The 26705-nt window shown below is 70.9% G+C and carries 17 protein-coding genes, 1 tRNA gene and 3 pseudogenes; 15 read left to right on the top strand and 6 right to left on the bottom strand.

What is annotated here, in order from left to right; genetic code table 11:
* Window positions 1-24: 24 nt before the first annotated feature.
* Window positions 25-288, bottom strand: a pseudogene (locus ACFWTE_RS04865) (integrase core domain-containing protein); the annotation flags it as partial.
* A 121-nt stretch (window positions 289-409) separates the two neighbouring features.
* Between ACFWTE_RS04865 and ACFWTE_RS04860 the strand changes: the two are divergent.
* The 4 genes and pseudogenes from ACFWTE_RS04860 (at window position 410) to ACFWTE_RS04845 (ending at window position 5917) form a co-directional block, all read left to right on the top strand.
* Window positions 410-1233 (top strand): annotated as a pseudogene (locus tag ACFWTE_RS04860) (IS5 family transposase).
* A gap of 566 nt (window positions 1234-1799) precedes the next feature.
* Window positions 1800-4982 (top strand): RHS repeat-associated core domain-containing protein, encoded by a 3183-nt coding sequence (locus tag ACFWTE_RS04855; protein WP_378778000.1) that lies wholly within the window; start codon window positions 1800-1802, stop codon window positions 4980-4982.
* Window positions 4983-5077: 95 nt separating this feature from the next.
* A complete protein-coding gene (locus ACFWTE_RS04850; protein ID WP_378777999.1) occupies window positions 5078-5440 on the top strand; it encodes a hypothetical protein in 363 nt (120 codons plus the stop codon).
* Window positions 5441-5521: 81 nt separating this feature from the next.
* A complete protein-coding gene (locus ACFWTE_RS04845; RefSeq protein WP_378777998.1) occupies window positions 5522-5917 on the top strand; it encodes an FG-GAP repeat protein in 396 nt (131 codons plus the stop codon).
* A gap of 550 nt (window positions 5918-6467) precedes the next feature.
* On the opposite strand, the gene ACFWTE_RS04840 is transcribed toward ACFWTE_RS04845, so the two are convergent.
* Window positions 6468-6543: transfer RNA gene (locus ACFWTE_RS04840), tRNA-Arg, on the bottom strand.
* A gap of 558 nt (window positions 6544-7101) precedes the next feature.
* On the opposite strand from ACFWTE_RS04840, the gene ACFWTE_RS04835 reads away from it, so the two are divergent.
* Window positions 7102-8076, top strand: coding sequence for a cobalamin biosynthesis protein (locus tag ACFWTE_RS04835; protein ID WP_378777997.1), 975 nt, complete (start codon window positions 7102-7104; stop codon window positions 8074-8076).
* 166 nt (window positions 8077-8242) lie between these two features.
* Here ACFWTE_RS04835 and ACFWTE_RS04830 read toward each other — a convergent pair whose 3' ends face one another.
* The gene (locus tag ACFWTE_RS04830; protein WP_378777996.1) at window positions 8243-8755 is read right to left on the bottom strand and encodes a hypothetical protein; all 513 of its coding nucleotides are present in this window, start codon (window positions 8753-8755) and stop codon (window positions 8243-8245) included.
* Between the two features lie 332 nt (window positions 8756-9087).
* On the opposite strand from ACFWTE_RS04830, the gene ACFWTE_RS04825 reads away from it, so the two are divergent.
* The 3 genes from ACFWTE_RS04825 (at window position 9088) to ACFWTE_RS04815 (ending at window position 13800) form a co-directional block, all read left to right on the top strand.
* Window positions 9088-12018 (top strand): penicillin acylase family protein, encoded by a 2931-nt coding sequence (locus tag ACFWTE_RS04825; RefSeq protein ID WP_378777995.1) that lies wholly within the window; start codon window positions 9088-9090, stop codon window positions 12016-12018.
* A 198-nt stretch (window positions 12019-12216) separates the two neighbouring features.
* Window positions 12217-12681, top strand: a complete 465-nt coding sequence (locus tag ACFWTE_RS04820; protein WP_378777994.1) for an NfeD family protein — start codon at window positions 12217-12219, stop codon at window positions 12679-12681.
* A 36-nt stretch (window positions 12682-12717) separates the two neighbouring features.
* Window positions 12718-13800, top strand: coding sequence for an SPFH domain-containing protein (locus tag ACFWTE_RS04815; RefSeq protein WP_378778063.1), 1083 nt, complete (start codon window positions 12718-12720; stop codon window positions 13798-13800).
* 73 nt (window positions 13801-13873) lie between these two features.
* Here ACFWTE_RS04815 and ACFWTE_RS04810 read toward each other — a convergent pair whose 3' ends face one another.
* Both ACFWTE_RS04810 and ACFWTE_RS04805 read right to left on the bottom strand, forming a co-directional pair.
* Window positions 13874-14065: a hypothetical protein gene (locus ACFWTE_RS04810; protein ID WP_378777993.1), complete on the bottom strand. Its 192-nt coding sequence runs from the start codon at window positions 14063-14065 to the stop codon at window positions 13874-13876.
* Window positions 14046-14521 (bottom strand): annotated as a pseudogene (locus ACFWTE_RS04805) (protein kinase); the annotation flags it as partial. The pseudogene ACFWTE_RS04805 and the gene ACFWTE_RS04810, both read right to left, overlap by 20 nt.
* Before the next feature lie 307 nt (window positions 14522-14828).
* On the opposite strand from ACFWTE_RS04805, the gene ACFWTE_RS04800 reads away from it, so the two are divergent.
* Entirely contained in the window at window positions 14829-15113 is a 285-nt protein-coding gene (locus ACFWTE_RS04800) for a DUF6504 family protein (protein ID WP_378777992.1), read from the top strand.
* Between the two features lie 195 nt (window positions 15114-15308).
* Here the strand turns inward: ACFWTE_RS04800 and ACFWTE_RS04795 are convergent, their stop codons facing one another.
* The gene (locus ACFWTE_RS04795; RefSeq protein WP_378777991.1) at window positions 15309-15884 is read right to left on the bottom strand and encodes a GNAT family N-acetyltransferase; all 576 of its coding nucleotides are present in this window, start codon (window positions 15882-15884) and stop codon (window positions 15309-15311) included.
* A gap of 320 nt (window positions 15885-16204) precedes the next feature.
* Between ACFWTE_RS04795 and ACFWTE_RS04790 the strand changes: the two genes are divergently transcribed.
* From ACFWTE_RS04790 to ACFWTE_RS04765, 6 genes are all read left to right on the top strand, one after another.
* Window positions 16205-16822, top strand: coding sequence for a DinB family protein (locus ACFWTE_RS04790; RefSeq protein WP_378777990.1), 618 nt, complete (start codon window positions 16205-16207; stop codon window positions 16820-16822).
* A 390-nt stretch (window positions 16823-17212) separates the two neighbouring features.
* Window positions 17213-19624: a nicotinate-nucleotide--dimethylbenzimidazole phosphoribosyltransferase gene (cobT, locus tag ACFWTE_RS04785; RefSeq protein ID WP_378777989.1), complete on the top strand. Its 2412-nt coding sequence runs from the start codon at window positions 17213-17215 to the stop codon at window positions 19622-19624.
* 211 nt (window positions 19625-19835) lie between these two features.
* The gene (gene fabI, locus ACFWTE_RS04780) at window positions 19836-20609 is read left to right on the top strand and encodes an enoyl-ACP reductase FabI (RefSeq protein ID WP_378777988.1); all 774 of its coding nucleotides are present in this window, start codon (window positions 19836-19838) and stop codon (window positions 20607-20609) included.
* A 221-nt stretch (window positions 20610-20830) separates the two neighbouring features.
* Window positions 20831-22087, top strand: a complete 1257-nt coding sequence (gene cobA, locus ACFWTE_RS04775) for a uroporphyrinogen-III C-methyltransferase (protein WP_378777987.1) — start codon at window positions 20831-20833, stop codon at window positions 22085-22087.
* A gap of 71 nt (window positions 22088-22158) precedes the next feature.
* On the top strand, window positions 22159-24057 hold the full coding sequence (locus ACFWTE_RS04770) for a dynamin family protein (RefSeq protein ID WP_378777986.1): 1899 nt from the start codon (window positions 22159-22161) through the stop codon (window positions 24055-24057).
* Window positions 24054-26627: a GTPase gene (locus ACFWTE_RS04765; protein WP_378777985.1), complete on the top strand. Its 2574-nt coding sequence runs from the start codon at window positions 24054-24056 to the stop codon at window positions 26625-26627. The genes ACFWTE_RS04770 and ACFWTE_RS04765 overlap by 4 nt, the downstream gene beginning before the upstream one ends.
* Window positions 26628-26705 lie beyond the last annotated feature (78 nt).

Below are 26705 nucleotides of genomic sequence, written 5' to 3'. Positions count from 1 at the left end.
AATGTTGGACACGAGAGTGGTTGATTACGCCGCTGTCGCCAGCATAAACGCCCGAGATACCTCGAAGTCGTTCGGAGACACGTTGCCGCACCACGAGTGACGACGACGAGTGTTGTAGCGGTGCGCCCACCGGGACACCGTCCGTCGTAGCGTCGCCTCGTTCGCGTAAGTGAGGGCTCCAGCGAGGGTCTCGCGCCTGAGCGTGGCGTTGAAGCTCTCCGCGGCGGCGTTGTCCGCGCTGGAGCCGATCGCCCCCATCGACTGCCCCACCCCGAGTCCAGCGCACAGATCCCCCTAGGTCGTGTTTTTTGGAAGTGGGAGCGGAGCAGGGTCTGCCCTGGCAGGCTTGGTGAACGTGCCTGGACGTCATGAAGTCACCGATGCCGAGTGGGCCCTGCTCGCCCCGCTCATGCCCGACGATGCGCCCAAGGGCAAGAAGTGGGCCGACCACCGCAAGGTCATCAACGCGATCCTGTTCCGTGCCCGCACCGGGATCCCCTGGCGTGACCTGCCAGAACGGTACGGCCCCTGGGAGACCGCCGCTGGCCGCCACCGCCGCTGGTCCCTGGACGGCACCTGGCAGAGGATCGCCGACCGGCTGCGCATCGACGCGGCCACCGGTGAAGAACTCATCGCGAGCGTGGACTCCACCACGGTCCGAGCCCACCAGCACGCCGCCGGGGCAGCGAAAAGGGGGACACAGCGCGGGACGAACCGGACGGACGCGAAGCACTCGGGCGCTCCCGGGGCGGGCTGACCACCAAGATCCACCTGATCGCCGATCAGCACAGGCGTCCCCTGGTGCTGGCCACTACCCCGGGCCAGCGCGGGGACAGCCCCATGTTCGAGCCACTGATGGGATCGTTGCGGCTGCCCCGCAGTACCGGCCGGCCGCGCACCCGCCCCGACCGGGTCCTGGGTGACAAGGCCTACTCCAGCCGCGCCAACCGGGACCACCTGCGCAAGCGCAAGATCAAAGCGACCATCGCCCAGCCCCGTGACCAGCGCGAGCACCGCCGACGCAAAGGGTCGGCGGGCGGTAGGCCACCGGCTTTCGACCAGGTCGCCTACCGCGAGCGCAACACCGTGGAGCGGGCGATCAACCTGCTCAAGCAGAACCGGGCGGTCGCGACCCGCTATGACAAGCGGGCCGCGATCTTCGACGGGACCGTCCAGGTGGCCTCGATCCGGATCTGGCTCCGAGATCTGACCCGTTCAAAAAACAGTGCCTAGTCGTGGGATAGCAGAACTGGCGAGCACACCAGGAGCGAGTCCATACCCCATGCCCCAGGCCAGCGCACGGGTTCACCCCGTCCGGCCTGGGGTTTTCTCGCTTTCACGACCGAGAACCAATCGGATCAAAGGTCCCCTGGCAGAGTCCCGGGCGCACCGGCGCAGCCACGGAGGAGGCCGTTCGGTTCCGATGCACGTTCACTGTGCGATATTGCCGAACGACAAGTGTTGTCGCAGGGGTGGCCGGAACCGGCCCCGCTCTCCCAAGGCTGACGCGCCCTGGCCATCGGCGGCCCTCAGCCCGCCTTACAGGGAAAACCGTGCCGACCAACGGTGCTGGTCATCCTGTCCACCACACCCTGCGGCGTGGGCGGTGTTCGCGCAAACCTTCCGAAAGCCCCTTTCACCCAGGGTCACATTCCTCACCCTGGGCTCATGGTGCCCGTGGTGTCGCTGAACTTAGCGTGAGCGTGCCTGAACCACTCCAGACAGCCCACACCCCACCCGGGGCCCGCCCTGTCTGGGTACACAGCCACACACCCCCACTTTTGGGAGCGTTCCCCCTCGTGAAAAGACCCATCCCCCTGGCCCTGGCTGCCTCCACGGCCGCCGCGACCCTCGCCTTGGGGTTGCTGTCCGCGCCCCCGGCTTTGGCCGAGACTGATCCCCACTCGCCTCGCGATCGCACCGTCCCGGCCTCCGACACGTGGGAGCCCGGCGAGGCCAACACCGAACCTGAGGGTGAGAACCCACCCGAGGAGCCCTGGACCCCGCCCGGCACCGACCCCGAGGACGCAGCCGCAGCCCAGGAAGATCCCGAAACCCGGGTCGGGACCTGCGACGACGGCACCAACCGGGGCATCCAGGCCTGGTACCCGCTGGAGCGCCACCAGATCAGCGACCGCATGGAACTAGCGGTCAACACCGAAAACGGCAACGCGATCCTGCGCCACCGGGACCTGACCGTGGCCGGAACCGGCCTGGACCTGTCGGTGTCCAGCTTCTACAACTCCGCACCCACCTATGACGGATGGACCCTGTCGCACGGCCAGGACGTGGGCCTGAGCATCTACAGCAACAGCGTCATCTTCCGCGGCCCCTCCGGGTACTGCGAGAGGTTCGCGGTGGAACAGGACGGCTCGTTCACCTCACCGTCCGGGCTCAACGCCGACCTGGCCGAACTCTCCAACGGCCACTACGCGCTGACCTTCCTGCGGGGCGAGTACGCCGACCAGGTATGGACCTTCACCGCTGACGGGTGGCTGTACTCCCAAGCCGACCGCAATGGGAACACCCATCGGATGCGCTATGACTCCGAGGGCGAGCTGGCCTCGATCGTGGACACCCAGGACCGGGTGACCACCGTCGACTGGGCGCAGGACACCTGGGACCAGCCCCAGCAGATCACCGACCCGGTAGGGGAGACCGCGACCTCCTTCGCCTGGGAGGGCGACGAACTGGTCACCCTGACCGACCGGGCGGGCCAGGACCTGGAGTTCGGCTACACCGACGAGGGGCTGCTCAACTCGGTCACCGACCCCACCGGGGCAGTGTGGACACTGTCCTATAACGACGACGACCAGGTCAGCTCGCTTACCGTCCCCGACGGGTCCGAGGGCGGAGCCACCTCCTCCTACGCCTACGGCGACGCACAGAGCACCGTGACCGACCCCAACGGGGGCGAGTCGACCCTGAACTTCGACGACCAGGGGCGCCAGACCTCGGCCACCGACCAGGTCGACAACACCCGCTCCCAGACCTGGACGGCCAACTCCGACGTGGCCACCACCACCGACGCTCTGGAAGCGTCGGTGACCTACAGCCACGACGAGTTCAACAACCTCATCGGCACCGACCTGCCCACCGGGGCGAGCACGTCGGTCGGGTTCACCGACACTGCCAACCCCGCCAAACCCACCAGCGTGACCACCCCCGACGGTGACACGTTGGACATGTCCTACGACGACGCGGGCAACCTCACCTCCGCGACCCAGGAGGACATGGACATCGATGTATCCCGGATCTCCTACGCCACCAATGGGTTGCCTACGAAGGTCACCGACGCGAACGGTAACGAGACGACGTACTCCTACGACCGGGCCGGGAACCTGACCTCGATGGTCGAGCCCGCACCGATGGGCACCACGACCTACGCCTACGACTCCCTGTCCCGCATCACAGAGGCGACCGACGGCAACGGCACCACGCTGACCTACGGCTACGACCGCTTGGACCGGATCGTGTCCATCTCCCACGACGGCGAGGTGCTCCAGTCCATCGAATACGACGGCAACGGCCGCCAAAGGGCGACCCACACCGACCAAGCGAGCGTGGAGCACACCTACAACGGGCGCGGTGACCTGCTCGAGAGCGAGCGCAGCGACTCAGCCGGGTCGGAGACCACTAGCTACGCCTACGACAAGGCCGCAAACGTCACCGCGTTCACCGAACACGGCGAGACCACTAGCTACGGCTACGACGCGGCGTTCCGGCTCACCTCGCTCACCGACCACACCGGCGCCGAGACCACGTTTGCCAACGACGACAACAACCAGCGCACCACCATCACCCACCCCGACGGGGCCACCGAGGAGCGCAGCTACGACGACTCCGCGCGCCTGACCGGTATCACCACCACCGGGGCCGCCGACCAGACGTTGGTCGAGGCGTCCTACTCCTACGACAGGGACGGCTCCGACAGCGACCAGCTCCAGACCCGCACCGTCAACGGCGACACCGAGGACTTCACCTACGACGGCCTGGACCGGGTCACCAGCAACGGCGAGATCGACTACACCTACGACGACGCCGGGAACCTGCTCACCGCAGGGGACGAGGAGTTCGCCTACAACGACGCCGACCAGGTCACCTCCGCCCGGGGCCAGGACGTGGCCCACGACGAGGCCGGGAACATGGTCGAGCGTGGGAACCGCACGCTGGAGTACAGCCCCACCCAGCAGATGCTCCAGGCGGATGAGGACAGCGATCTGGCCACGAGCCTGAGCTATGACACCACCGACCAGACCCAGATGCGCGGCATCACCGACGTGCACGAAGACAACAGGGTCGAACGCCAGCTGTCCAACACCGCGTTGGGCGTGACCAACATCGCCTCCGACGGGGACCGCACCAGTTTCGTGCGCGACCCCGACGGCCAGTTGGTCTCCATGGTGGCCTGGGGCGGCGACGAGCGCTTCCACTACACCACCGATCAGCAGAACACCGTTCTCGCGGTCACGGCCGAGGGTTCGGAGGCTGAGGAGCCGGACGCGGTGTATGAGTACAGCCCCTACGGCGAGCAGACCTCTGCCACCCTGGAAGGGTCCCGGGCGGCCGATTTGAGCCCGTTCGGGTACACGGGCGCCTACCAGTTCCAGGACGGCACGGTGCACCTGGCCCACCGGTTCTACGACACGACCACCCTCAACTTCACCCAACCCGACCCCTCCCGGCAAGAGTTGAACAACTACGCCTATGCGCAGTGCGACCCGATCAACAAAACCGACCCCACCGGGCTCGACACTCTGGGCTCTTCGATTCGCGATTCGTCAGGTACAGGTGCTGCGGTCTTTAGTGCTGGCGGATGCATCGGAGGCGGAATTATTGGTGCCATCACCGGAGCCCCCGCACTGGGCCTCGGATCAATCGGTGGTGCAGCCGTCGGATGTGTTGGAGGGTTCGCCCTAGGGGGTGCAGTCGGTGGCACGCTGGGAACAATCTGGGGGGCCGGTTCCTATCTCCTAGGCTGATCCAAAACTGGCTAATCGGCCCCTAGAACCTAAATTCCGCTAGTGGGGCCCGTCGCGATCCGGCGGACCCCACTGGCCCGTTGAGAGAAGATTCCTTGTCTAGTTTCTATGAAGCTCAAGAAAAAATTTCCCTTGATGTTTCCGGGAAAGAATTCATTGATAAAACGGAGCGCGCTATCAGGGAAGCCGGATGGAAACATATTGCGAAGGGTGATCATTGCATGAGTGCATCTCACGGATCGCCTCGCTTGTTTCGCTATCTCGGCGTTTTCCTGTTTGGCTCACTCACGCTACCGGCAACTCTGGAGATTGAAGTCATAGATTCTGAAAAATCGGCCAGAGTGAAGTACTCATCCAACGAGGGGTCTTACTATTACAGGACAATTATTGGACCGGCTAAGCGTGCCTATGATTCTCATTGGAAAGAAACTAAGAGGATATTGATTTCAGTAGGATGAGGTGCGACTCAGAAAAAATGAAGTCAGCCTAAGAGCTCATCTCAAAAGCCATCAGCATGCTTGGCCAGGTGCTTGTAGCAGATGAGGATGCAGGCGATGCCGAGCATGGCCAGGAAGGTGGAGACCGTGCAGGCCTCCGGTGGTGGTGCGGACGCGGGTGGGGTGGGCGTGCTCTACGGCGGCCCTGAGTGGCTGGATGGGCGTGAGCAGTCCTTGACCCAGGACTCGGAAAATGTTGCGGGGGTTTCCGAGGCCGGGGACGAGATGGGTGCGGAAGTGACGCTGATCGATGTGAACGGTGACGGGTATCTGGATCTGGTGGCGGGGGTGCCGGGGGAGAACGAGGGCAGCGGCGCCATCACCCTGCTCTATGCGAGCGGGGGCGGGGTGAGCGGGGTGGGTTCGTTGACGTTTGGTGGAGCGACCCTGGGTCTGGAGGGGTCCGGGGCCGAGTTCGGCCGGGGCCTGTCCCGGTAGAGGCCTGCCACGATTCGTGTGCAGGGTGAGCCGTGGCCCGACTGTGCGGGCCACGGCTCGCCTGTGTGAGAGCGGTAAGTGGACGGTGGAACTTCGCCAGGATGGCCAGCGCGTCATTCGGGTAGCCCCGTTCCCGGACACCTGTGGATGTTTGGTCTGGTCAGCGCAGAACAGGGATGCCGTTGTCGGCCCCTGGGGTGGAACAGCGAGCTCGGTCCTGAATGTGAACCTTCAGGGTGTGTGCCGGTGCCGGTGCCGGTGTGGGGGCGTGTGGTCGGCTGGCGCCCGGGTTGGCCCTGTGTGGGCGGGGGCGGGGTGTCGGGGGCGGACGTGTACAGGGTGGTTGTGGGGCGCTGGTGGGCGGACGCGGGCCGTCCCGTCCCCCGGGGTCCCCGTCGCAGGGTCACGGGATGGCAAAATGCTCCGTGAGATGGGTGCCCACCTGTACTGGACCTTGCACTGGGGAGCACACACGGAGCATTTCAGGGCCCCAAACACGACGAGGACCTCTTCTGAGATCCTCGCGCACCCCGTCTGACCTGGGGTTTTGTGGTGCACCCGGCAGGATTCGAACCTGCGGCCATCGGATTAGAAGTCCGGTGCTCTATCCACTGAGCTACGGGTGCTCGATTCAATTGTCGCCCGCCAGGCAAGGTCGAGACCACGTCGTGACCCGTGGTTCCGCTGGGGTGCTGCGTGCCGGGGCGAGGGCGAGAACGCCCGTTGCACCTACGGTCGAGCTGGGCCCGTGCCGTGGCGTCGATGGCGTCCTGGGCAGACATTCTAGGGTATTCGTGCGATGTCGCCCACACCTGGTCAAAGTCTGACCAACTACGGTGATTCGTAGTTGCTTCTCGTTACCACGCGGGCTCCACCAAATCGGTCTGTTTGGGCTTCCCGCACCACGTTACCGGTGATTAACTCCAGTGGGGGTGCTGCGCCGCTGGCGTTTCGTGAAGTCCTGTCGGGTGTGTGCCACATGCGGTGCGGCTGCGGCGGTTCAGAAGATCCACCACTGGCCCAGAAGGATCGCCAGCGACACCCATCCGACGAGCACCCTGGTCTCCCTCGCCGTCGACTGTATGGGGCTCTAGGTGTATGGGCGAATGCAATGCGTAACAAACTCAGCTTTGCATCGGTTTGGTGTCCGTTGGGGTTGCTGTTGACGCAGTTAACGTGGTCGGGTGCGATCTCTGGGACTGACAGCGGGATTCCTGCTGGACATGGTGGTGCCCGACCCGCGGCGGGGGCATCCGGTGGCCCTGTACGGGCGGGCGGTGGGGCGATGGGAACGGGCGGTCTACCGGGACTCGGTTGCCGCGGGCGCCCTGTTCGCGGCCGGGGCGGTCCTGCCCGTGGCGGGTGCGGGGCTCCTCGTGAGGGGTGCGCCGGCGACGGCGGCCGCGACCTGGGCGGCTCTCGGTGGCAGCATGCTGTGCCGGGAGGCGGAGCGGATCGCTGCGGCTCTGGAGGGCGGGGACCTGGAGCGCGCGCGTGAGCTCCTGCCGAACCTGTGCGGGCGGGACCCCTCCGGACTCGACGCGGCGGGGATCGCGAGGGCGGTCGTCGAATCGGTCGCCGAGAACACCTCCGACGCGGTCGTGGGGCCCCTGGTGTGGGGCGCACTGGGCGGGGTCGCCGGAGTGGCGGGTTTTCGGGCGATCAACACCCTCGATGCCATGGTCGGCCACCGGAATGCCCGCTACGGGCGGTTCGGTACGGCTTCGGCGCGCCTGGACGACGTTGCCGGGTGGGGGCCGGCGAGACTGACCGCGGTGCTGGCCGTCCTGGCGGCGCCCGTGGTCGGCGGTGGTGTGCGCGAGGCGTGGCGGGTGTGGCGGCGCGACGGCCACCGGCACCCCAGTCCCAACGCCGGGCAGTGCGAGGCCGCTTTCGCGGGGGCGCTGGGAAGGACTCTGGGCGGCGCCAACGTCTACTCCGGCCGCGAGGACCGGCGGCCCACGATGGGTGAGGGCCCGGTTGCGGGGGTCGAGGACATCCGAAGGGCGGTCCGACTCGCGAGGGCGGTCGGCGTGGGTGCGCTCGCGGTGGCGGCCGCGACCGCGACCGCGGTCACAACGGACCAACCCTCGCCTTCTCGCCGTCCCTCCACCTCCAACCGGCCTCCTGTCGGCGTCTCGGCGGAAGCGGCGCGGTGAACGCCCTGCTGGTCGTCGGAACCACCTCCGGTGCGGGGAGCGGAGCCGGCACGCGCCACCCTTCCGGAGCGGCGCCCCCACCCGTCGCCCGCAGGCCACCGGTGCGGACGGCCGGACACCCCGGACATCCGGGCCCCTCGTGCCGGTCGGGGCGACGGGCCGCAGGTCAGGCCAGGTTGCGGGCGTAGTTCACCTGCTGGTGGATCTGGCCCACCATCCCCGGGTGGGTCACCATGATCGAGGTCGTGTAGTGCTTGTTGTGCCCCTGCACGCTCACCTGGACGTGACCGGTGGTCTTCTGCTCCTTGACGAGGAGGAAGAGCAGGCCCAGCAGGCAGGTCCACCAGAACACGAGGATCGCCACGATGACCGCCCAGGTGGGGGTGGTCCGCTCGGTGCGGCTCATGTCGTTCACCGTCCACACCGTCCCCTGGATGGGGAAGCGGCCCACCGGGGTGATCACGGTGGACTGGGAGAACGCGATCTCGCCGATGGTGCCGAGCGGGACGTCGCCGCCCGTCGGGGGTTGGGGCCCCATGGGGTGGTAGCCACCGGTCGGCGCGCCGTACGGCTCGATCGCCCCGCCGTGGTGCTGTTCGGGGGGAAAGCCCCACCCGGGGGTCTCTCCGCTGGGCTGGTGCCAGGGCTCACCCGGGTTGGGGTTGGGGTAGTGGTTCATGCGGCGATTCTGTCAAAGCCGTCGGAGGGCGAGAACAGGCTCGGCGAATCCGGTGTGCTTCTGTTTCCCGCCTTCTCGCGACCGGCCCCGGTGGGCGCGGAAAATCGTGGCGGAACGTGGCCGGTTGTGGCCACCCCGTAGCGGCTGCTCCGGGCTTCCCGCGGGGTTCGTCCCGGGGTTCGCCCTGCGTGTGGTGCCGTCCTTCGCAAACCCGCAGCGTGTCCCGGAGCGCCGTTCCGGGCGGCCGTAAAATATGAAACTCTTTCGCGATTTCCTTACCCGTGCGTAACATTTCGCTGATCCATCGCCGCACCCCCAGGTGGTGACAGCTCTTGTTCCCCTCACTCCGCCGACGGCTACGCACCGGTGCCTCGGGTATCGCGCTGGCGGTGACGGCCGCCACCGTCGCCGCACTCCCCGCCGCCCCCGCCCTCGCCGAACCCGAACCCCTCGCCGACCACTGCGCGCCCCAGGGATGCCGCGACATCCTTCCCCCCGGTCAGAACGGCAACGCCACCCTGGTCGAGATCCTCGGCCACCAGGTCTTCGGCACCAGGCCCAAGCACTCCTCCAGCCAGCTGGACATGTACGACAACCTCGTCCACCACTACGACGGACTCACCGAGGAGGGGTTGGACGACTTCTTCGTCGACGCCACCTTCGGGGTCGCCCCCGGTGACGTCGGCCGCCGGTACCAGCCGCGCCAGGACGTCACCATCACCCGCGACAAGGGCCACGGGATCCCCCACGTCCAGGGCACCACCCGTGAGGGCACCATGTACGGCGCCGGGTACGCCGCCGCCGAGGACCGGCTCTTCCTCATGGACGTGCTGCGCAGGGTCGGCCGGGGCGAGCTGACCTCCTTCGCGGGCGGGGCCGAGGGCAACCGCGGACTCGAACAGGACCTGTGGCGCACCGCTCCCTACACCGAGGAGGACAAGCAGCTCCAGATCGACCGGGTCGCCGCCGACGGCGAACACGGCGAGCAGGCGCTCGCCGACGTCGACGCCTACCTCGAAGGCGTCAACGCCTACATCGACGAGGCCGACAGCGGCCGCTACTTCCCCGGCGAGTACGTCCTGACCGGGCACAAGGACGCCATCACCAACGCCGGTGAGATCGAGCCCTTCACCTCCACCGACGTGGTCGGCATCGCCGCCATGGTCGGCGGCATCTTCGGTGGCGGTGGCGGCGGCGAGGTCCAGGCGGCCGTCGTCCTCGCCAACTTCCAGGACCGCTACGGAGCCGAGGAGGGCGCCGAGCTCTGGCGGGCCTGGCGGATGGAGAACGACCCCGAGGCCGTGGTCAGCGTCGATGGGGAGTTCCCGTACACCGGGACCCCCGACTCCCCGGTCGGCGAGGTCGCTCCGGACCCTGGATCCGTCGAGCCCTACGACATCGTCCACGACGAGCACGGATCCGCGGCGAGTGACGAGACCGCGGAGGCACCCGCGCCGCTCGCGAGCACCGCCGGGGAGCCCGAGGACGGCGCCGAGGCCCCCACCGTCGAGGACCTGCCCCGGGAACAGCGGGACGAACTGGAGCAGATGGTCGAGGACGGCGACCTGTCGGCCGCCGAGGGCCTCTTCGACGAGGGCGTGCTCCCCGAGGGCTTCATGGACCCGCGCGGCATGTCCAACGCCCTGCTGGTCTCGGGGGAGCACACCGAGAGCGGCAACCCCGTGGCCGTGATGGGACCCCAGACCGGCTACTTCTCCCCGCAGCTCCTCATGCTGCAGGAACTCCAGGGGCCGGGCATCAGCGCGCGCGGCGCCTCGTTCGCGGGCGTGAGTTTCTACGTCCAGATGGGGCGGGGCGCCGACTACGCCTGGAGCGCCACATCGGCGGGCCAGGACATCACCGACACGTTCGCGGTCGAGCTCTGCGAGACGGACGGGTCCGCGCCGAGCACCGCCTCGCGCGCCTACGTGGACACCTCGGGCGAGTGCACCGCCTTCGAGGAGCTGAGCGTCACCAACGAGTGGTCCCCCACCGTCGCCGACGGCACCCCGGCGGGCGGCTACACGATGACCTCCCTGCGCTCGGAGTACGGCCTGGTGCAGTCGTTCGCGACCGTGGACGGCGCTCCCGTGGCGTTCACGTCCCTGCGCTCCACGTACATGCGCGAGGTCGACTCCATCATCGGGTTCCAGCGGTTCAACGACCCCGGGGAGGTCACCTCGGCGGAGACCTTCACGGAGGCCGCGGGCGACATCGGCTACGCCTTCAACTGGCACTACGTCGACGACGAGGACATCGCGTTCATCAACTCCGGTGCGAACCCGGTGCGTGCCGACGGGACCAACCCCAACCTGCCCATCGACGCCTACTCGGACGCGGGCTGGTCGGGCTGGGACCCGGTCACGAACAGCGCCGACTACCACCCCCAGGAGGACCACCCGCAGGCCGTCAACCCGGACTACGTCGTCAGCTGGAACAACAAGCCCGCGCAGGGCTACACGTCCGGCTGGTCCACCGGTTCGGTGCACCGCGGCGACCTGCTCGACAGCAGGGTCTCGGCACTGGTCGGCAGCGGGCACGAGTTCACCACCGCCTCCCTCACCAGCGTCATGATGGAGGCCGGTGTGGCCGACCTGCGCGCCCAGGAGGTCCTTCCGCTGATGCTGGAGGTCATCGACTCGGCACCGGTGGAGGACCCCGAGCTGGCCTCCGCCGTGGAGGAGCTGCGGCTGTGGCACGAGGCCGGCTCGCTGCGCCGCGAACCCCACCGCGACGCCGGGTACTACTCCTACGCCGACTCCATCCGCACACTCGACGCGTGGTGGCCGCTGCTGGTCCGGGCGCAGTTCGAACCGGAGCTGGGCGAGGACCTGTACACGCAGCTGACCAGGGCCTCCCAGACCGACGAGTCCCCCTCGGGCGCCACCGGTGGAGGGACCCCTGGAAGCGTCAACCAGGGGCAGCCGCACAAGGGCTCCTCGTTCCAGTACGGCTGGTGGTCCTACGTCGACAAGGACCTGCGGACCGTTCTCGGCCAGGACGTCGAGGGTTCGCTCGGCGGCGCCTACTGCGGCGGCGGCGACCTGGACGCCTGCCGGACGGTTCTGCTGGACACCCTGGCCCAGGCCGCGGCGGTTCCGGCGGGGGACGTCTACCCGGGCGACGAGCACTGCCCGGTGGGCGGCCAGCTCTGCGCCGACACGGTGATCCACCAGGCGGTGGGCGGCATCGGCATGTGGCCGATCGCCTGGCAGAACCGGCCGACGTACCAGCTCGTCTACCAGTTCTCCGGCGGACGGTAGGACAGGCGGAGCACACGCGGCCCGCGGTGACCCGAGCGGGTGTCACCGGGGGCCGCGCGCGTGCGTGCGGCCCGGGGTCACGGCCCGGGGTCACGGCCCGGGATCACTGCCCGGGATCACTGCCCCGGAACACGTGCTTCGCCGGGCTTGTGTGGGTAGCGTAAGGAATACCCGGAACGGAGCGGGAGGGCCTCAGGAATGGATGCCTGGTTGATCTGGCTCATTCTCGCTGTCGGCCTGGGAATCGTCGAGATCTTCACACTCACCTTCGTCCTGGGACTCCTGGCGGTCGCGGCTCTGGTCGCGGCCCTCCTCGGAGCCGTCGGCCTTCCGCTGGCCGTGCAGATCATCGGGTTCACCGCGACCGCGGCGGCCGGAATCTACCTCGTGCGGCCACTCGTGCAACGGCAGTTGCGCCGGGGGCCGGACGCGCGGTCGGGCGCCGCGGCCCTCGTCGGGCGTTCCGCCGTCGTCCTCCAGGAGGTCGACGGGGACAGGGGCAGGATCAAGCTCTCCGGAGAGGAGTGGTCGGCACGGTGCATCGACGAGGACCTGGTGATCCCGGTCGGCGCCCACGTCGACGTCATGGAGATCGACGGAGCCACAGCCGTGGTCTACCCGCGCGAGGCCCTGCCAGGGGGCACAACCGAGCACACGTCCTGAACGACAGCCACGACCCCGAGGTCAGGTGCTGACATGATCGATCCGGCCATACCCCTCATCATTCTCGCGGTCCTGTTCGTCGTGATCGCCCTGGCGGCGATCCGTATCGTCCCGCAGGCGAGGGCGTACAACATCGAACGCTTCGGCCGCTACATCCGCACCCTCGGCCCCGGCCTGAACTTCATCGTCCCGGGCGTCGACCGCGTCAACTCCAAGTTCGACCTGCGCGAGCACGTGTTCACGTCGCGCCCCCAACCGGTGATCACCCAGGACAACCTGGTCGTCAACATCGACACCGTTCTGTACTACCAGGTCACCGCGCCCAAGGCCGCGGCGTACGAGGTCGCCAACTACATCCAGGCCATCGACCAGTTGACGGTCACCACCCTGCGCAACGTCATCGGCTCGATGGACCTGGAGCAGACCCTCACCTCCCGTGAGGAGATCAACACCCGCCTGCGCGGCGTCCTGGACGACACCACCGGCAAGTGGGGTATCCGCGTCAACAGGGTCGAGATCAAAGCGATCGACCCGCCGCCCACCATCAAGGAGGCGATGGAGAAGCAGATGCGGGCCGACCGCGACAAGCGCGCGGCCATCCTGCACGCCGAGGGTGAGCGCCAGTCCCGGATCCTGAAGGCGGAGGGCGCCCGTCAGCAGGTCATCCTGGAGGCCCAGGGCGACCAGCAGGCCGCCATCCTGCGGGCGGACGGCGAGGCCAAGGCGATCGAGCGCGTGTTCCAGGCGGTGCACGCCAACAACGCCGACGCCAAACTGCTCGCCTACAAGTACCTGGAGACCCTGCCGAGCCTGGCACAGGGTGAGGGGAACACGTTCTGGGTCATCCCCGGTGAGCTCACCGAGGCGGTCAAGAACGTCAGCCACGCCTTCGCCGGCGACGCCGCGGAGCGCAGCCCGTCCACCGAGAAGAGCGGTGACGAGCGGGAGAGCGGCCCGGCCCAGATCGCGGGGCCGGGCCTGGCCCCGTCCTCGTCGGCGCAGGCCGCGATGGACGCGGCGGAGGCCGCGGAGCGGGCCGTGGCGGATGCCCGCGACGACGTGCGCCGGGCCGGGGAGGGCATCGGGGGTTCGCCTCCGGGGCCGCGCGAGGGGGCCTGAACCCGGGCCCCGGCCGGTCCGGACGTGGACGGGGAGGGCTGGGCCGGTGACGTACCGCGCCCTTCCCGTGCTCCTACGGCCGGTCCCGCGCCTCCTCGTCGAGGGCGGGGCAGGGCCGGCATCCGGCGAAGTCGGTGCTCTCGACGAGGGTGCGGTCGCCGTTCACCTCGCTCATCCGGCGGATCTCCGCGCGCTCGCCGTCGTAGCGCAGGAGGGCCTCGTAGCGGGTGCGTTCGTCCTCACCGTCGTTGTCCCAGCACTGCACGCCGAACGTTCGAGGGCTTGAGGTCGCGGTGGACGACCCCGGACCAGTGGATGGCGGTGAGGGCCGCGGCCACGCCCATCGCGAGGCTGTCCAGTGTGCCGCCCCGCACGGGGCCGTCCGCGCGGATCGCCTCGTCCAGGTTCGGCCCCGGCACGTACTCGGACACGATGAAGAGGGGGTCGCCCTCCAACCGGGCGTCGATCACCGCGGCGGCGGAGAAGCGGGCGTCGCGGCGGGCGGACTCGACCTCGCGGGCGAAGCGGAGGCGGAAGGGCTCGTCGTCGGCCAGACCGGTGTTGATGAGCTTGACGGCGACGAGCCGGCCGTCGGCGCCCTCGGCGGGGTAGAGGGCCCCATGCCCCCGTGGCCCAGTCGGCTCACGATGCGGTAGCCGTCAAGTTCGCGCGGGTCCCCCGCACGCAGGGGTCTTCCGCTCTCGTGGCCGTTCGACGTCACAGCGGGGGTCCCTCGTATGGCTCGTGTGATGCGCGCACAACAGCGTACCGATGCCGACACGCCGACATGCTCCGGACCGGATCGGCGCGCGGCTGCTCGGGGGCGGGTGGGCCGCTCAGCGGTACCGATCCTCGTGCAGCGGGGTACGGGGCTGCGGCGCCGTCGTGCGTGAGGGGACGCGGAAGTCCCCGAAACAGTTCCGCGGGGGCGCCGATTTCGCTAGTCTTAGAACACATGTTCGATAGCCTGTTCGCGTCTTCCCCACGGGCGGGTGTCCCGGCGGCGTGCATTGGGACTCAGGAGGCGGATGATGCTGAGGGGAAGTGTCGTGGGACGGTACTACGGGGCGGAGGTCACCGTCGTCGAGGACGACGGGCGCCCGGCCCGGTTCACGTGGAACGGAAGGGTGCACGGCGTGCGCAGGATCCTCGACCACTGGGTCACCCTGCGCATGGACTGGACCCCGGTGAGCGGGTCCCAGGTGCCCGAGCGCAGGCACTGGAGGGTGGAGGCCGGAACGCCCCGGGGCGTGTACGAACTGCGCCACGACACGGCCAGCGAAACCTGGCTGCTCTCCCGGGTGTGGGGTTAGGTCGTGTTTCTTGCCTCCTTCCGGGCTCGCGTCCACCGGGCTTCCTCCCGCCGCGCCTCCGCGCTCGTGGAGCACCACCAGGCCGAACGTCGCACCTCGCCCTGCGAGAGATCGCCCGGACGGCCGCTCACCGGCCCGAGAACCTTCAAAAAACACTCCCTGGGCACGGGGGCCGTTCCGTGCCGACGCCCCGCCTCAGACCGGGTCGGACGGAAGGAGGCTGTACACGGCCAGGTCCGTCCGGCCCTCGTGCAGCGGCATCGCGCTCCGCTCGACCCCCTCCGGGGTGAAACCTGCCCGCTCGGCGACCCTGCGCGAGCCGGTGTTCCCGGTACCCGCCTTGATCTCCACGCGCAGGAACCCCTGGTCGATCGCCCACCGGGAGACGGCCACGGCCGCCTCGGTCGCGTACCCGCGGCCGCGCCCCCAGGGGGACACCCAGTAGCCGACCTCGGTGTTCATGGCGGGCCACAGGGTACGGACCAGGCCGATGGCGCCCACGAGGCGGCCCGACTCCCTCTCCACCATGGCCCACTGCTGGCCCTCGCCGCCGGTGCGCATCCCCGGTGCGATCTCCCGGCACCACCGCTCGGCGTCCTCGCGGGTGTAGTGCGCACCGGGCCGGGGGATCGGGATCCACCGCTGGAGCTCGCCGTCGGTGCAGCTCGCGTGCACGTCGTCGATGTCGGCCTCGACGAACGCGCGCAGGCGCAGGCGCTCCGTTTCCAGGATCACGGAAGGCAGCATGGGTACCTGCCGGCTCGTGGACATGCCGCTGTCTCCCCCAGGTCGTGTTTTTGGGTTCCTCCGGGCTCGCGTCCACCGGGCTGCCTCCCGCCGCGCCTCTGCGCCCGTGGAGCACCACCAGGCCGAACGTCGCACCTCGCCTTGCGAGGGAAGGCCCGGACGGCCGCTCGCCGACCCGAAAGTTCTTCCACAAGACACTCCCTGGTCAACGGTGCGGAGTGCGCTCACGATACGCGCACGGACCGGTCACCCGGTACCGGCCCACCCCTGAGGGCCGCCCCGCCCGAACAGCTCCCAACCCTGCCCGCCCGGGCAGGGCGACCTCTCGCGAAAGGTGTGCAGAAATGACCGGGAAAGAACCGACCACCGTCCTCCTCCGGTACCTCCAAGGGGCCAGGGAGACCATGCTGTGGAAGCTGGACGGCCTGTCGGAGTACGACGTCCGACGGCCGATGACACCGACCGGAACCAGCCTTCTGGGCCTGGTCAAGCACCTGGTCGGTGTCGAGTCGGACTACCTGGGATCGGTGTTCGGGCGCCCCTTCGGTGAACCGGTGCCCTGGGCCGACCCCGATGTGGCGCCCAACACGGACATGTGGGCCACCCCCGACGAGTCGCGCGAGTACGTCGTGGGCCTGTACCGGCGGGTGTGGGCCCACGGGGACACCACGGTCGCCGAGCTGGGGCCGGACGGTACCGGCCGTGTGGGGTGGTGGCCGGAGGAGCGGGCCGAGGTGACCGTGTTCCAGGTCCTGGTGCACCTGATCGCCGAGACCGACCGGCACGCGGGACACGCCGACGTCGTCCGGGAGCTCATCGACGGAGCCGCGGGTCTGGGGCCGGGCAACGACAACCTGCCCGCCGTGGAACAGCACTGGTGGGAGCAGTACCGGGGCCGCCTGGAGCGCGCGGCGCGCGAGGCCGGCGCCGCGGCCGGAGAGGCCGGCGCGCCGCAGCGGTGAGGGCGGCGCGCGGTGCTCCCCGGAACGCTCCGGGGGCACCGCGGCCGGGCCGGTCCCCGCTCGGCACCTTGCCCGACCCGGCCGCCGGGTTCTCCTCCGCGCGCTCAGAGGGTTCCTGGTCGGACGAACGACCCGGAAGGGGCCTGGCCGAAACCGGCCCGACATGCTCCGACCCGGCATTCAGGGGCGAGGGGTGTCCGTACCCCCCGCGTGCCCGGGCGGTCTCTGGCACAGTTGGTGGTGACTTGGGGACCCCGGCGACGGAGCCGGGGCCGACTGGCCGGGGTCCGGGGGCGCGTACGGGCGGTGCGCACACCGCGGGCTACGCTTACCGGTCTGTGCCGCAGTAGGCGGAACGGGCAGTCGACACACCTCTCTCGGGGAGCGATCATGACCAACGATGACCGCGGGGACGCCCGGAGCGGCGGGGACGGCGAACACGAGCCGCCCCGCTGGAGGAGCGGAAAACCCGTTCCAGGGCCCGGTTCCCGCCTCGGCGGCCTGCTGGACGGGCTCCCCGAGAGCGGACGCGGAACCCAGACGCGGGAACCGCGCGGCGCGACGGGTCCGGCCAACCCGTTCCGCACGAGGGACCCCGCGCCCCCGCCCGAACCCGCGGCAGCGGACGAACCGGTGTCGCAGGAGGCCCCTCCGGCCGTGCCCGGGCCCGAGGACGCCCCGACCGGCGACGCCCGGTCCCCGGGCGCCCCCTCGGCGTCCGGGACCACAACGGATGGGGTCGCCCCGGGCACTTCGCCGGATCCCGCCGCCGCGAGCGCGTCCTCCGCGGTCGCACCCCCGCCCCCGCAACCCCCGCTCCGAACCAAGGTGATCCCCTTCCGCGGCGACCGCGCCCCAGCGGCCGTCACCGGGCCCCGCCCGCCCGCCGCGCCGACCACGAACCACGGACACGCGGACCAGCACCCCGCGACCACCGAGCCGGAACAGAGCATGCACGCACACGAAGCAGCCGCGCCCCCTTCCGGGCCGCAGCACCCCGGGCCGTCACGGCCCGCCCCCCGTCCCGACCGGGCCGAACCCGACCCTGCGGCCCCCGCCGGGACCGACGGTCGGCCGGGCCACGCCTTCGACGAGGCCGAGCGCGCCGCCGTCTACCGGGCCATCCGCGAACGGCGCGACGTCCTGACGGGCTTTCGCCCCGACCCCGTTCCGCACGACGTGCTCACGCGGGTCCTCGAGGCGGCCCACCAGGCACCGAGCGCCGGCCACTCCCAGCCCTGGGACTTCGTCGTCGTCCAGGATCCCGTCCTGCGCTCCCGGGTCCGCGACCTCGCCCTCACGGAGCGCGGGGAGCACGCGCACGGACCGACCGGAACAGGCGCCGGCGCACTCTCGGAGCCCGGGGCCGTCCTCGACGCGCCGATCAACATCGCCGTGACGGTCGACCCCACCCGGGGCGGCCGGCACGCAGCGGGTCGCCACGCCAAGCCCATGAGCGCGTCCTACGCGGCGGCGCTCGCCGTGGAGAACCTCTGGATCGCCGCCCGGGCCGAGGGGCTCGGTGTCGGCTGGGTGGGCCACGTCGACGAACCCGACATCGCCCGCGCCCTCGAACTCCCCTCGTACCTCGACGTGGTCGCGTACCTGTGCGTCGGCCTCGTCGAGGAGTTCCCCACCGAGCCCGAGCCCGGCCCCTCCGGCCGGGGCGAGGGACGCCCCCTGTCCTGGGCGGTGCACCACGACCGCTACGGCCGCCGAGGTCTGCCCGGCCAGGAGCCGACGACCCTGCTGGAGGAGACCATCACCGCCATCGGAGCGCTGGACACCCGCGCGGTGGAGGAGGCCCGGGAACGGCAGAACCGGATGACCAAGCCGCCGGGCTCCCTCGGGATCCTGGAGGACGTCTCGGTACAGCTCGCCGGCCTCACCGGGGAGTGCCCCCCGCCGATTCCCGCACCCGCCGCCGTCGCCGTGTTCGCGGGCGACCACGGGGTGCACGCCCAGGGGGTGACCCCCTGGCCCCAGGAGGTCACCGCCCAGATGGTGCACAACTTCCTGGAGGGCGGGGCCGTCGTCAACGCCTTCGCCCGACAGGTGGGCGCCGAGGTCACCGTGGTGGACGTCGGCGTGGTCGGCGACCTTCCCCGCGCGGCCGGGCTGCTGTCCCGCAAGGTCGCGCGCGGCACCGCGGACTTCACCCAGGGGCCCGCGATGACCCGCGAACAGGCCCTCCAGGCCCTGGAGGGCGGCATCGAGATCGCCCGCGACCTGGTGTCGGCGGGCAACAGGTGCCTGGTCACCGGGGACATGGGGATCGCCAACACCACTCCGGCGGCGGCCCTGGTCTGCGCCTTCACCGGAGCGGATCCTGCACAGGCCACGGGCCGGGGCACCGGTGTGGACGACGCCACGTACGAGCACAAGGTCGACGTGGTGCGGCGCGCCCTGGCCGCGAACCCGGTCGACCCCGCGGACCCCATCGGCACCCTCGCCGCGCTGGGCGGTCTGGAGCACGCCGCCCTGACCGGTTTCGTCCTGGGCGGCGCCGCGCTGCGCGTCCCGGTCCTCCTGGACGGGGTCATCGCGGGATCGGCGGCGCTCGCCGCCGCGGCCATCTCCCCGGACGCGCTCAGCGCCTGCTTCGCCGGACACCGGTCGAGCGAGCCCGGCCACTCCCTGACCCTGGAACACCTGGGGCTGTACCCCCTCGTCGACCTGGAGCTGCGCCTGGGCGAGGGCTCCGGCGCGCTGCTGGCGCTGCCCCTGATCCAGGCTGCCGCGCGGGTGCTGCGCGACGTCGCCACCTTCGACGAGGCGGGGGTCTCCACCGCCCACCCGTAGGACGGTCCCCGGGGACGCCGCCCACCGGCGGCGGCCCCGGGTCCCCCCGGGGGCGAGCCGTGCCGACGACCAGCGTGCGGCGGCGACCCACGCCGTGCGGGACGCGGCTTCAAAGTCTGCGCCGATTTCTTGTGCCGGTCCACAGGCGACGCACGGCCCGCCCACCGATACGTTTCCACTGGCAGCGAGTACATCCAGCCAGGGAGACGTCATGAACCTGCTCATCACCGGCATCACCACCCAGTCCTCGATCGCCTACGCGATCACGGAGGAGGCCATGCGGCAGGGGCACTCGGTGATCCTCACCAACCCGCCGGGACGGCCCCTGTCCATCCTGGAGCGGGTCGCCAAGCGCCTGCCCGCCGAGCCCGTCGACATCCTGCCCATGGACGTCACCGACCCCGACCAGATCGGTGCCACCGCCAAGGCCGTGGCCGAGCACTGGGACCACGTGGACGGTGTCCTGCACGCCATCGCGTACGCCCCCGAGGCCGCGCTGGGCGGCAACTTCCTCAACACCGCCTGGGAGGACGTCGCCACCGCCGTCCACGTCTCCGGCTTCTCGCTCAAGGCCCTCGCCGTCGGGTTCCGCGACCTGATGGCGGCCGCCCCCGAAGGTTCCGGCGTGGTCTCCCTCACCTTCGACGCGAGCGTCGCCTGGCCCGTCTACGACTGGATGGGCTCCGCCAAGGCCGTCCTGGAGAACAGCACGAAGTACCTGGCCCGCGACCTCGGGGGCGACGGCATCCGGGTCAACGCCATCTCGGCGGGGCCGATCAAGTCCCTGGCCGGCGGCTCCATCCCCGGGTTCTCCCAGATCGCCGACTCCTGGGGCGAGAACGCCCCGCTGGGCTGGGACACCAAGGACGCCTCCGTGGTCGCCGGCCCCGCACTGTTCCTCATGTCCCCGGCCTCGCGCGGCATCACCGGGTCGATCGTCCACGTCGACGGCGGGTACCACGCCATGGGCGCGCCCCTCGCCTGAGTGCCGGGGCGGCGCGGACGGCCCCGGTGCGTGGCGGCTCACACCCTCCGAGCGCGCGCGTTTACCAAGGCGTAACACCGCTTTGACAAGGTGATTCGAAGTAATCGCCGCACATCGCCGGCGGCTGGCGCACCTTTCCGCCAGCACCCCGCCGTCGTAGCCGGGGGCCGGTACGGACGACCGAAGGGGCGCGATCCGTGACCTATCTCCTTGGTTTGCGCATGCGAGGCCGTGACGTGCTCGTCGTCGGCGGTGGCAGAGTCGCCCAACGCCGGGTTCCCGTGCTGCTCGAAGCGGGTGCGCGGGTCACCCTTGTGGCCCCCGCCGTGTCCGCGGCGCTGGAGGACCTGGCCGCCGCCGGACACCTCACCTGGCTCCGGCGGGTCTACGCCCCGGGCGACGTCGCCGGGCCGGAGGCCCCCGCGTACTGGCTCGTCCACGCCGCCACCGACGACCCGGCCGCCAACGCCGCCGTCGCGGAGGAGGCGGAGGGCGCCCGTGTGTGGTGCGTGCGCGCCGACGACCGCCACGCCTCCTCCGCATGGACCCCCGCCAGCGGCACCGCGAACGGCATCACGGTCGGTGTCGTCGCCTCGGGCGACCCCCGCAGGTCCGCCGGACTGCGCGACGCCATCACCGAGGGCCTCACCGACGGCACCCTCGACGCCCGGCGCGGACGCGAGCGCCTCCGCGGCGTCGCACTGGTCGGCGGAGGGCCGGGGGATCCCGGTCTGATCACGGTTCGGGGACAACAACTGCTCTCCCAGGCCGACGTCGTGGTCGTCGACCGGCTCGCCCCGACCTCCCTCCTGGACCGTCTGCCCGCCGACGTCGAGATCGTCGACGCCTCCAAGATCCCCTACGGCCGTTCCATGACGCAGGAGGACATCAACGAGGTCCTGGTCGACCGGGCCGCGCGGGGGCTGTTCGTGGTCCGGCTCAAGGGGGGCGACTCCTTCCTGTTCGGCCGGGGAGGGGAGGAGGCCGCCGCCTGCGCGGCGGCCGGGGTCCCCGTCATCGCCGTGCCCGGGGTGACCAGCGCGCTCGCCGCCCCGGCGAGCGCGGGGATCCCCGCCACCCACCGCGGCGTCGCCCAGGACCTGCACATCGTCTCCGCGCACGTCCCCCCGGGTGACAGCCGGTCGACGGTGGACTGGGCCGGGCTCGCCGCCGCGGGTGGCACCGTCATCGTCCTCATGGGAGTCGAGCGCATCGAGGCGATCACACAGGCCCTCGTCTCCCACGGACGCTCCGCCGACACGCCCGTGGCCGTGGTACAAGAGGCCACACTGCCGGGGCAGCGAACGGTGACGGGTACGCTGGCCACCATCGCCGCCGCGGTCCGTTCGGCCCACGTGCGGCCGCCCGCGGTGGTGATCATCGGAGAAGTGGTCAAAACAGCGCGGGATCTTGACATACTGCACACGGGAACCCAGTTCGAGCACCACCGACTGGCGACCGGGCGCGATCCCCAGTAGGTCCTCGCCGTCGGCGCCCGTCGCCCGCCCGGTGGGGGCCCGCCAGTACCGATGAGGAGGGCATACCGATCATGACCCGGCCGTCGGCCGCACCGGGCACCACGGGTGACGGTGCCTCGGACCGGTTCGGAACCGGACCGGCCGCCACCTCAGACCAGACCGCAGAGGGTTCCGACGCCGTCCCCGGCACGGACCCCCAGGGCATCGCCGAGGCCCGCCGCGGCCCCACGGTCCCTGTTGCCGCGGGGCCGGCCAAGCACCGCGCCCCCGCACCGGACGACACGCGTTTCGACCAGGTCCTCGAAACACTGCGCAAGCACATCCGCGACCTGGAGTTCGCCGAGGGGCTGCCCCACGCCGAGGAGGGCCGCACCCTCCAGGCCGACGTTCTCGCCCAGCTGTCCGACTACGTCCTGCCACGGGTCCGCCGCCCCGACATCCCCCTGCTGATCGCGGTCGCGGGGTCCACGGGTGCGGGCAAGTCCACCCTGGTCAACAGCCTCGTCGGCGAACAGGTCACCACCACCGGCGTGCGCCGCCCCACCACCAACAGCCCCGTCCTCGCCTGCAACCCCGCCGACGTCGACTGGTTCAGCGAGGCCTCGTTCATCCCCTCCCTGCCGCGTGTGCGCCAGCAGGGCCTGGCGATGCCGGGCAAGGACGGCATGCTGGTGCTCGCCGCCACCGAGGCCATGCCCCCGGGCGTGGCCCTGCTCGACACCCCGGACGTCGACTCCGCCGTCGCCGCCCACCACGAGTTCGCGGCCAAGTTCCTGGACGCCGCGGACCTGTGGGTGTTCGTCACCACCAGTACCCGCTACGCCGACGCCCGCGTGTGGGAGTTCCTCCAGGTGGCGCGCGACCGCGACACGTCGCTGGCCGTCGTGCTCTCCCGGGTGCCCCGCCGCGGCCGCCGCATGCTCCTCGACCACTTCGGGGCGATGCTCGAGGCCAACGGGCTGGGCGGCGCCGCCAGGTTCGCCATCCCCGAGACCGACCAGGTCCGGGGGGAGCGCTTCACCGCCAACGTGGCGGACCACATCCGCGACTACCTCGCGGACGTGGCGGGCGAGGCCGAGCACCGGGACAAGGTCTCCCGGCGCACCTTCATCGGCGTCATCGACAGCTTCCGCACACGCGTGCCCGAACTCGCACGCCAGGTGGAGGCCCAGATCGAGACCGGGCGCACGCTCTCCACCGCTGTGGACGACTCCTACGAGGGCGTCCGCCGCCGCGTGGACACGAGCCTGGTCGACGGCTCCCTCCTGCGCGGGTCGCTGCTGGCGCGCTGGCAGGAGGTCGCCGCGAGCGGCGAGCTCGCCAAGAGCCTGCGCATGCGCGGCAGTCGCGCCCGCCGGGGCGGCCGCGCCGAACAGGCCGAACGGGGGCAGCGGGTGAGTGCCCTGGAGCGGGCTGTCCGCGACGCGCTGGAGGCCATGGTGGTCTCCGCCTGCGAACACGCCTCCGACGAGATCGAACAGAAGTGGCGCGAGGTGCCCGGAGGCGGGGACCTCGCGGCCAAGGCCCTCGACCAGCCCGGCACCGGCCTGCTGCCACAGCAGATCCGCCAGGAGATCGCCGAGTGGCAGAACGACATCGCCGAGATGACCACGGTCAGCGGCGCCACCAAGCGCTCCGTCGCCCGGTTCGTCACCTTCGACCGCGACATCGTCGCCCTGGTCCTGATCATCGACCTGCTCGGCTACGAGCGGTCCCGATCCGGAGGCGGCGCACACGCGGCCGACACCTCCGGCCCCTCTCCGCAGCGCCTGCTCAAGGGGCTGTTCGGCGCCCAGTCACTGCGAAGCATTGGCGAAACCGCACGGGACAACCTGCGCCAACGCGTCCTCGGGCTGCTCGATCGCGAGCGCGTGCCCTTCGACAGCGCACTGGCGACGGCCGGAATCCCGTCCGAGGACAGCGCCGTCCAGCTCTATCAGGCCACGTACAACCTTGAGATAGCACGATGACGACTCAGTGGAACCCCGCGCAGACGCAAGGGGCCTACGGCGCGGCCGACGGCCGCGCCGAGACCGATGACCGCGAGAGCGGGAGGTCCGGGCCACCCGCCCGCGGCGGGCACATCCCGCACGACGAACCGGTGCGGTCCGAAGGCGGACCGTGGCGCGGGTACACCGTGCCCGTTCCCGAGCACCCCGACCACGCCGACGCGTCGGAGGACGGCCCGGAGGAACCCTCCTACGACGGCATCACCGGCTACCCGGACCCGTCCGGCGCCGCCGTGCCCCGGGAGGCCCCCGAAGGTGCCGGGAACGCGCCGGGAGAGGGGTCGGGTGCTCCAGGTGGGACCGAGCCCCCGGACGGGCCCCCACGCCGCTCCGGGCGGCACGCGCGGTACCCCGCGCGGCCCGAGGGGGGCGGAGCCCGCCGCGTCGGCCGCTCCGCCCGTGCGGACGGTCCCGACGGCACGGAGGGGGACGCCCCCGCCGCAGACCCGGACGACATCACTCCGGAGGACCCCGACGGGCTCGCCGGGTGGGTGGGAAGCCTCGCCGAGGCGGCTGACGACACCCGTATCGCCGGACGCACCACCGGCGCGTTCCCGATCGTGGGCCAGCGCGGCGACGCCGCCGAGCCCCCGGGCCGCGGCTCCGCGCCGGACGGCCCCCCAGGCCCCGCCTCCCGCGCAGACGGGGCGGAGGGCGACCCCCAGGACGGCGGGCCGGCCTCCGAGGGCGCGTCCGACACCGGGTCCGGGACCGCGGACGCCGAGCCGGACGGCCCCGAACCGCTGCCCCGCCGGGTCCCCGGACCCTCGGCGGTCTCCGGCGCCTTCCGCGCGATCGGCCCCGACACCGTCGCGGCCGCCGCCGGCCCCGGGGAGACGGCCGGTGACGCCGATGAGGAGAACGACGAGGAGTACCGCCCCACCACCCACGACGGGTGGGAGACCACCCCGTCGACGAGCAGGGCCGAGCTCATCGAGCGCCTCGACGCCCTGTCCACGCTGACCGAGCTGGGCCAAGGCGACCTGCCCGCGGAGCTCACCGCCCGGGCCACCCAGCTGCTCGACCACGCGGGAGCCCGGCTGCGGCTGTCCGCCGAGCACACCGTGGTCGCGCTCGCCGGTGGCACCGGCAGCGGCAAGTCCTCCCTGTTCAACGCCCTGTGCGGGCTTGAGCTCTCCCAGACCGGGGTCACCCGGCCCACCACGTCCAAGGCGCACGCCTGCGTGTGGGGGCACGAGGGGGCCGACGCGCTCCTGAGCTGGCTGGGCGTCCCCAACCGCTACCGGCACTCGCGCACCAGCGTCCTGGACGCCGGCAACTCCGAGCTGACCGGGCTGGTCCTGCTCGACCTGCCCGACCACGACTCCGTGCGCAGCATGCACACCGCCGAGGCCGACCGGCTGATCGGTTCGGTCGACCTCCTCGTGTGGGTCCTGGACCCGCAGAAGTACGCGGACGCGGCCGTGCACCACCGCTACCTGGCCAAGATGGCCGGACACGGGGCGGTGACGGTCGCCGTCCTCAACCAGGTCGACAAGGTGCAGCCCGACGAGCTGGAGGAGCTGCTCACCGACCTGCGCCGCCTGCTGGAGTCGGAGTCCGGCGTGCATCCGCGCGTCATCACCACGTCCACGGTGACCGATCAGGGCATCCGTGACGTACGCGGGTTCCTCGCCGAGACGGTGCGCGAACGCCGCGCCCTGGTGGACCGGCTCGTCGCCGACCTCGACCAGGTCGTCGAGCCCTTCGCGGAGTTCCACGGCGAGGGCGACATCCCCGAGGCGGTGCCCGCCGACGTGCGCACCCGGATCCAGGACGGACTGGCCGGCGCGGCGGGGGTGACCGCCGTCGCCGACGTCACCGAGACCAACGACGTCAGGCGCGGCAAACGCAAGGTGGGCTGGCCGGTGGCCCGACGCGCGGCCAGGCTCCGCAAGGACCCCCTGGCCGCGGTACAGCTCGACTTCCTGCGCCGTGACAGCGAGAACGGCGTCAGCGGCCCGGTGGACGCGCACGTGGCCGAGTTGGAGACCGTCCTCGGTGAGGCCGCGGACACGGTGTCGAAGGGCATGCCGGCGCCCTGGCGGCGCCGGATGCGCACCGCCGCGCGCAGCGGGGTGCCCGAACTCCCCGCAGAACTGGGTGAGGCCGTCTCGGCGGCCGTCGGCGACCCCGAGCAGAGCCCCGCGTGGTGGAAGCTCGCCCGCACCGCGCAGTACGGCCTGCTCGCCGTTGCCGGTATCGCCCTGGCATGGGCGGTCGTCTCGGTGCTCAGCTGGCTCGGCGGCGGCATCACCGGTCTGGTGGTGTTCGACGCCCCGGTCTTCGCCGCCTACGCGGGTGCGGTGGTGGTCGCGGCGCTGCTGGTCGGCTGGCTGACCGGGGTGGGCTGCGGCAACCTCGTGGAGGTCGCCGCCGTCCAGCGCCGTGAGGACGTGGAGCGCAAGGCCCAGATCAGGGTCCGGGAGATCACCGGGCTCAGGGCGGTGGAGCCGATGGAGGCGGAACTGGCGAGGTACCGGGCGTTCCGGTCCGCCTACGAGGTGGCCGTGGCGGCGGACACAACCTGAGCGGGGGACCGGTGCGGAGGATCCGGTCGAGCAGGCTCGGCTCCTGCTCCCCGTACAGGGGGTCGCTCAACTCCTCGA

This window comes from Nocardiopsis sp. NPDC058631 (assembly GCF_042716955.1).
Taxonomy (GTDB): domain Bacteria; phylum Actinomycetota; class Actinomycetes; order Streptosporangiales; family Streptosporangiaceae; genus Nocardiopsis.
This window is presented reverse-complemented; position numbering and strand designations above follow the sequence as displayed.

What these genes read in the sequence shown, in the direction of transcription:
- ACFWTE_RS04845 (WP_378777998.1), top strand. Translation starts at nt 5,522, where the DNA reads ATGAGGATGCAGGCGATGCCGAGCATGGCCAGGAAGGTGGAGACCGTG.
- ACFWTE_RS04830 (WP_378777996.1), bottom strand. Translation starts at nt 8,755, where the DNA reads ATGAACCACTACCCCAACCCCAACCCGGGTGAGCCCTGGCACCAGCCC.
- ACFWTE_RS04820 (WP_378777994.1), top strand. Translation starts at nt 12,217, where the DNA reads ATGGATGCCTGGTTGATCTGGCTCATTCTCGCTGTCGGCCTGGGAATC.
- ACFWTE_RS04800 (WP_378777992.1), top strand. Translation starts at nt 14,829, where the DNA reads ATGATGCTGAGGGGAAGTGTCGTGGGACGGTACTACGGGGCGGAGGTC.
- ACFWTE_RS04795 (WP_378777991.1), bottom strand. Translation starts at nt 15,884, where the DNA reads ATGTCCACGAGCCGGCAGGTACCCATGCTGCCTTCCGTGATCCTGGAA.
- ACFWTE_RS04790 (WP_378777990.1), top strand. Translation starts at nt 16,205, where the DNA reads ATGACCGGGAAAGAACCGACCACCGTCCTCCTCCGGTACCTCCAAGGG.
- cobT (WP_378777989.1), top strand. Translation starts at nt 17,213, where the DNA reads ATGACCAACGATGACCGCGGGGACGCCCGGAGCGGCGGGGACGGCGAA.
- fabI (WP_378777988.1), top strand. Translation starts at nt 19,836, where the DNA reads ATGAACCTGCTCATCACCGGCATCACCACCCAGTCCTCGATCGCCTAC.
- cobA (WP_378777987.1), top strand. Translation starts at nt 20,831, where the DNA reads ATGCGAGGCCGTGACGTGCTCGTCGTCGGCGGTGGCAGAGTCGCCCAA.
- ACFWTE_RS04770 (WP_378777986.1), top strand. Translation starts at nt 22,159, where the DNA reads ATGACCCGGCCGTCGGCCGCACCGGGCACCACGGGTGACGGTGCCTCG.
- ACFWTE_RS04765 (WP_378777985.1), top strand. Translation starts at nt 24,054, where the DNA reads ATGACGACTCAGTGGAACCCCGCGCAGACGCAAGGGGCCTACGGCGCG.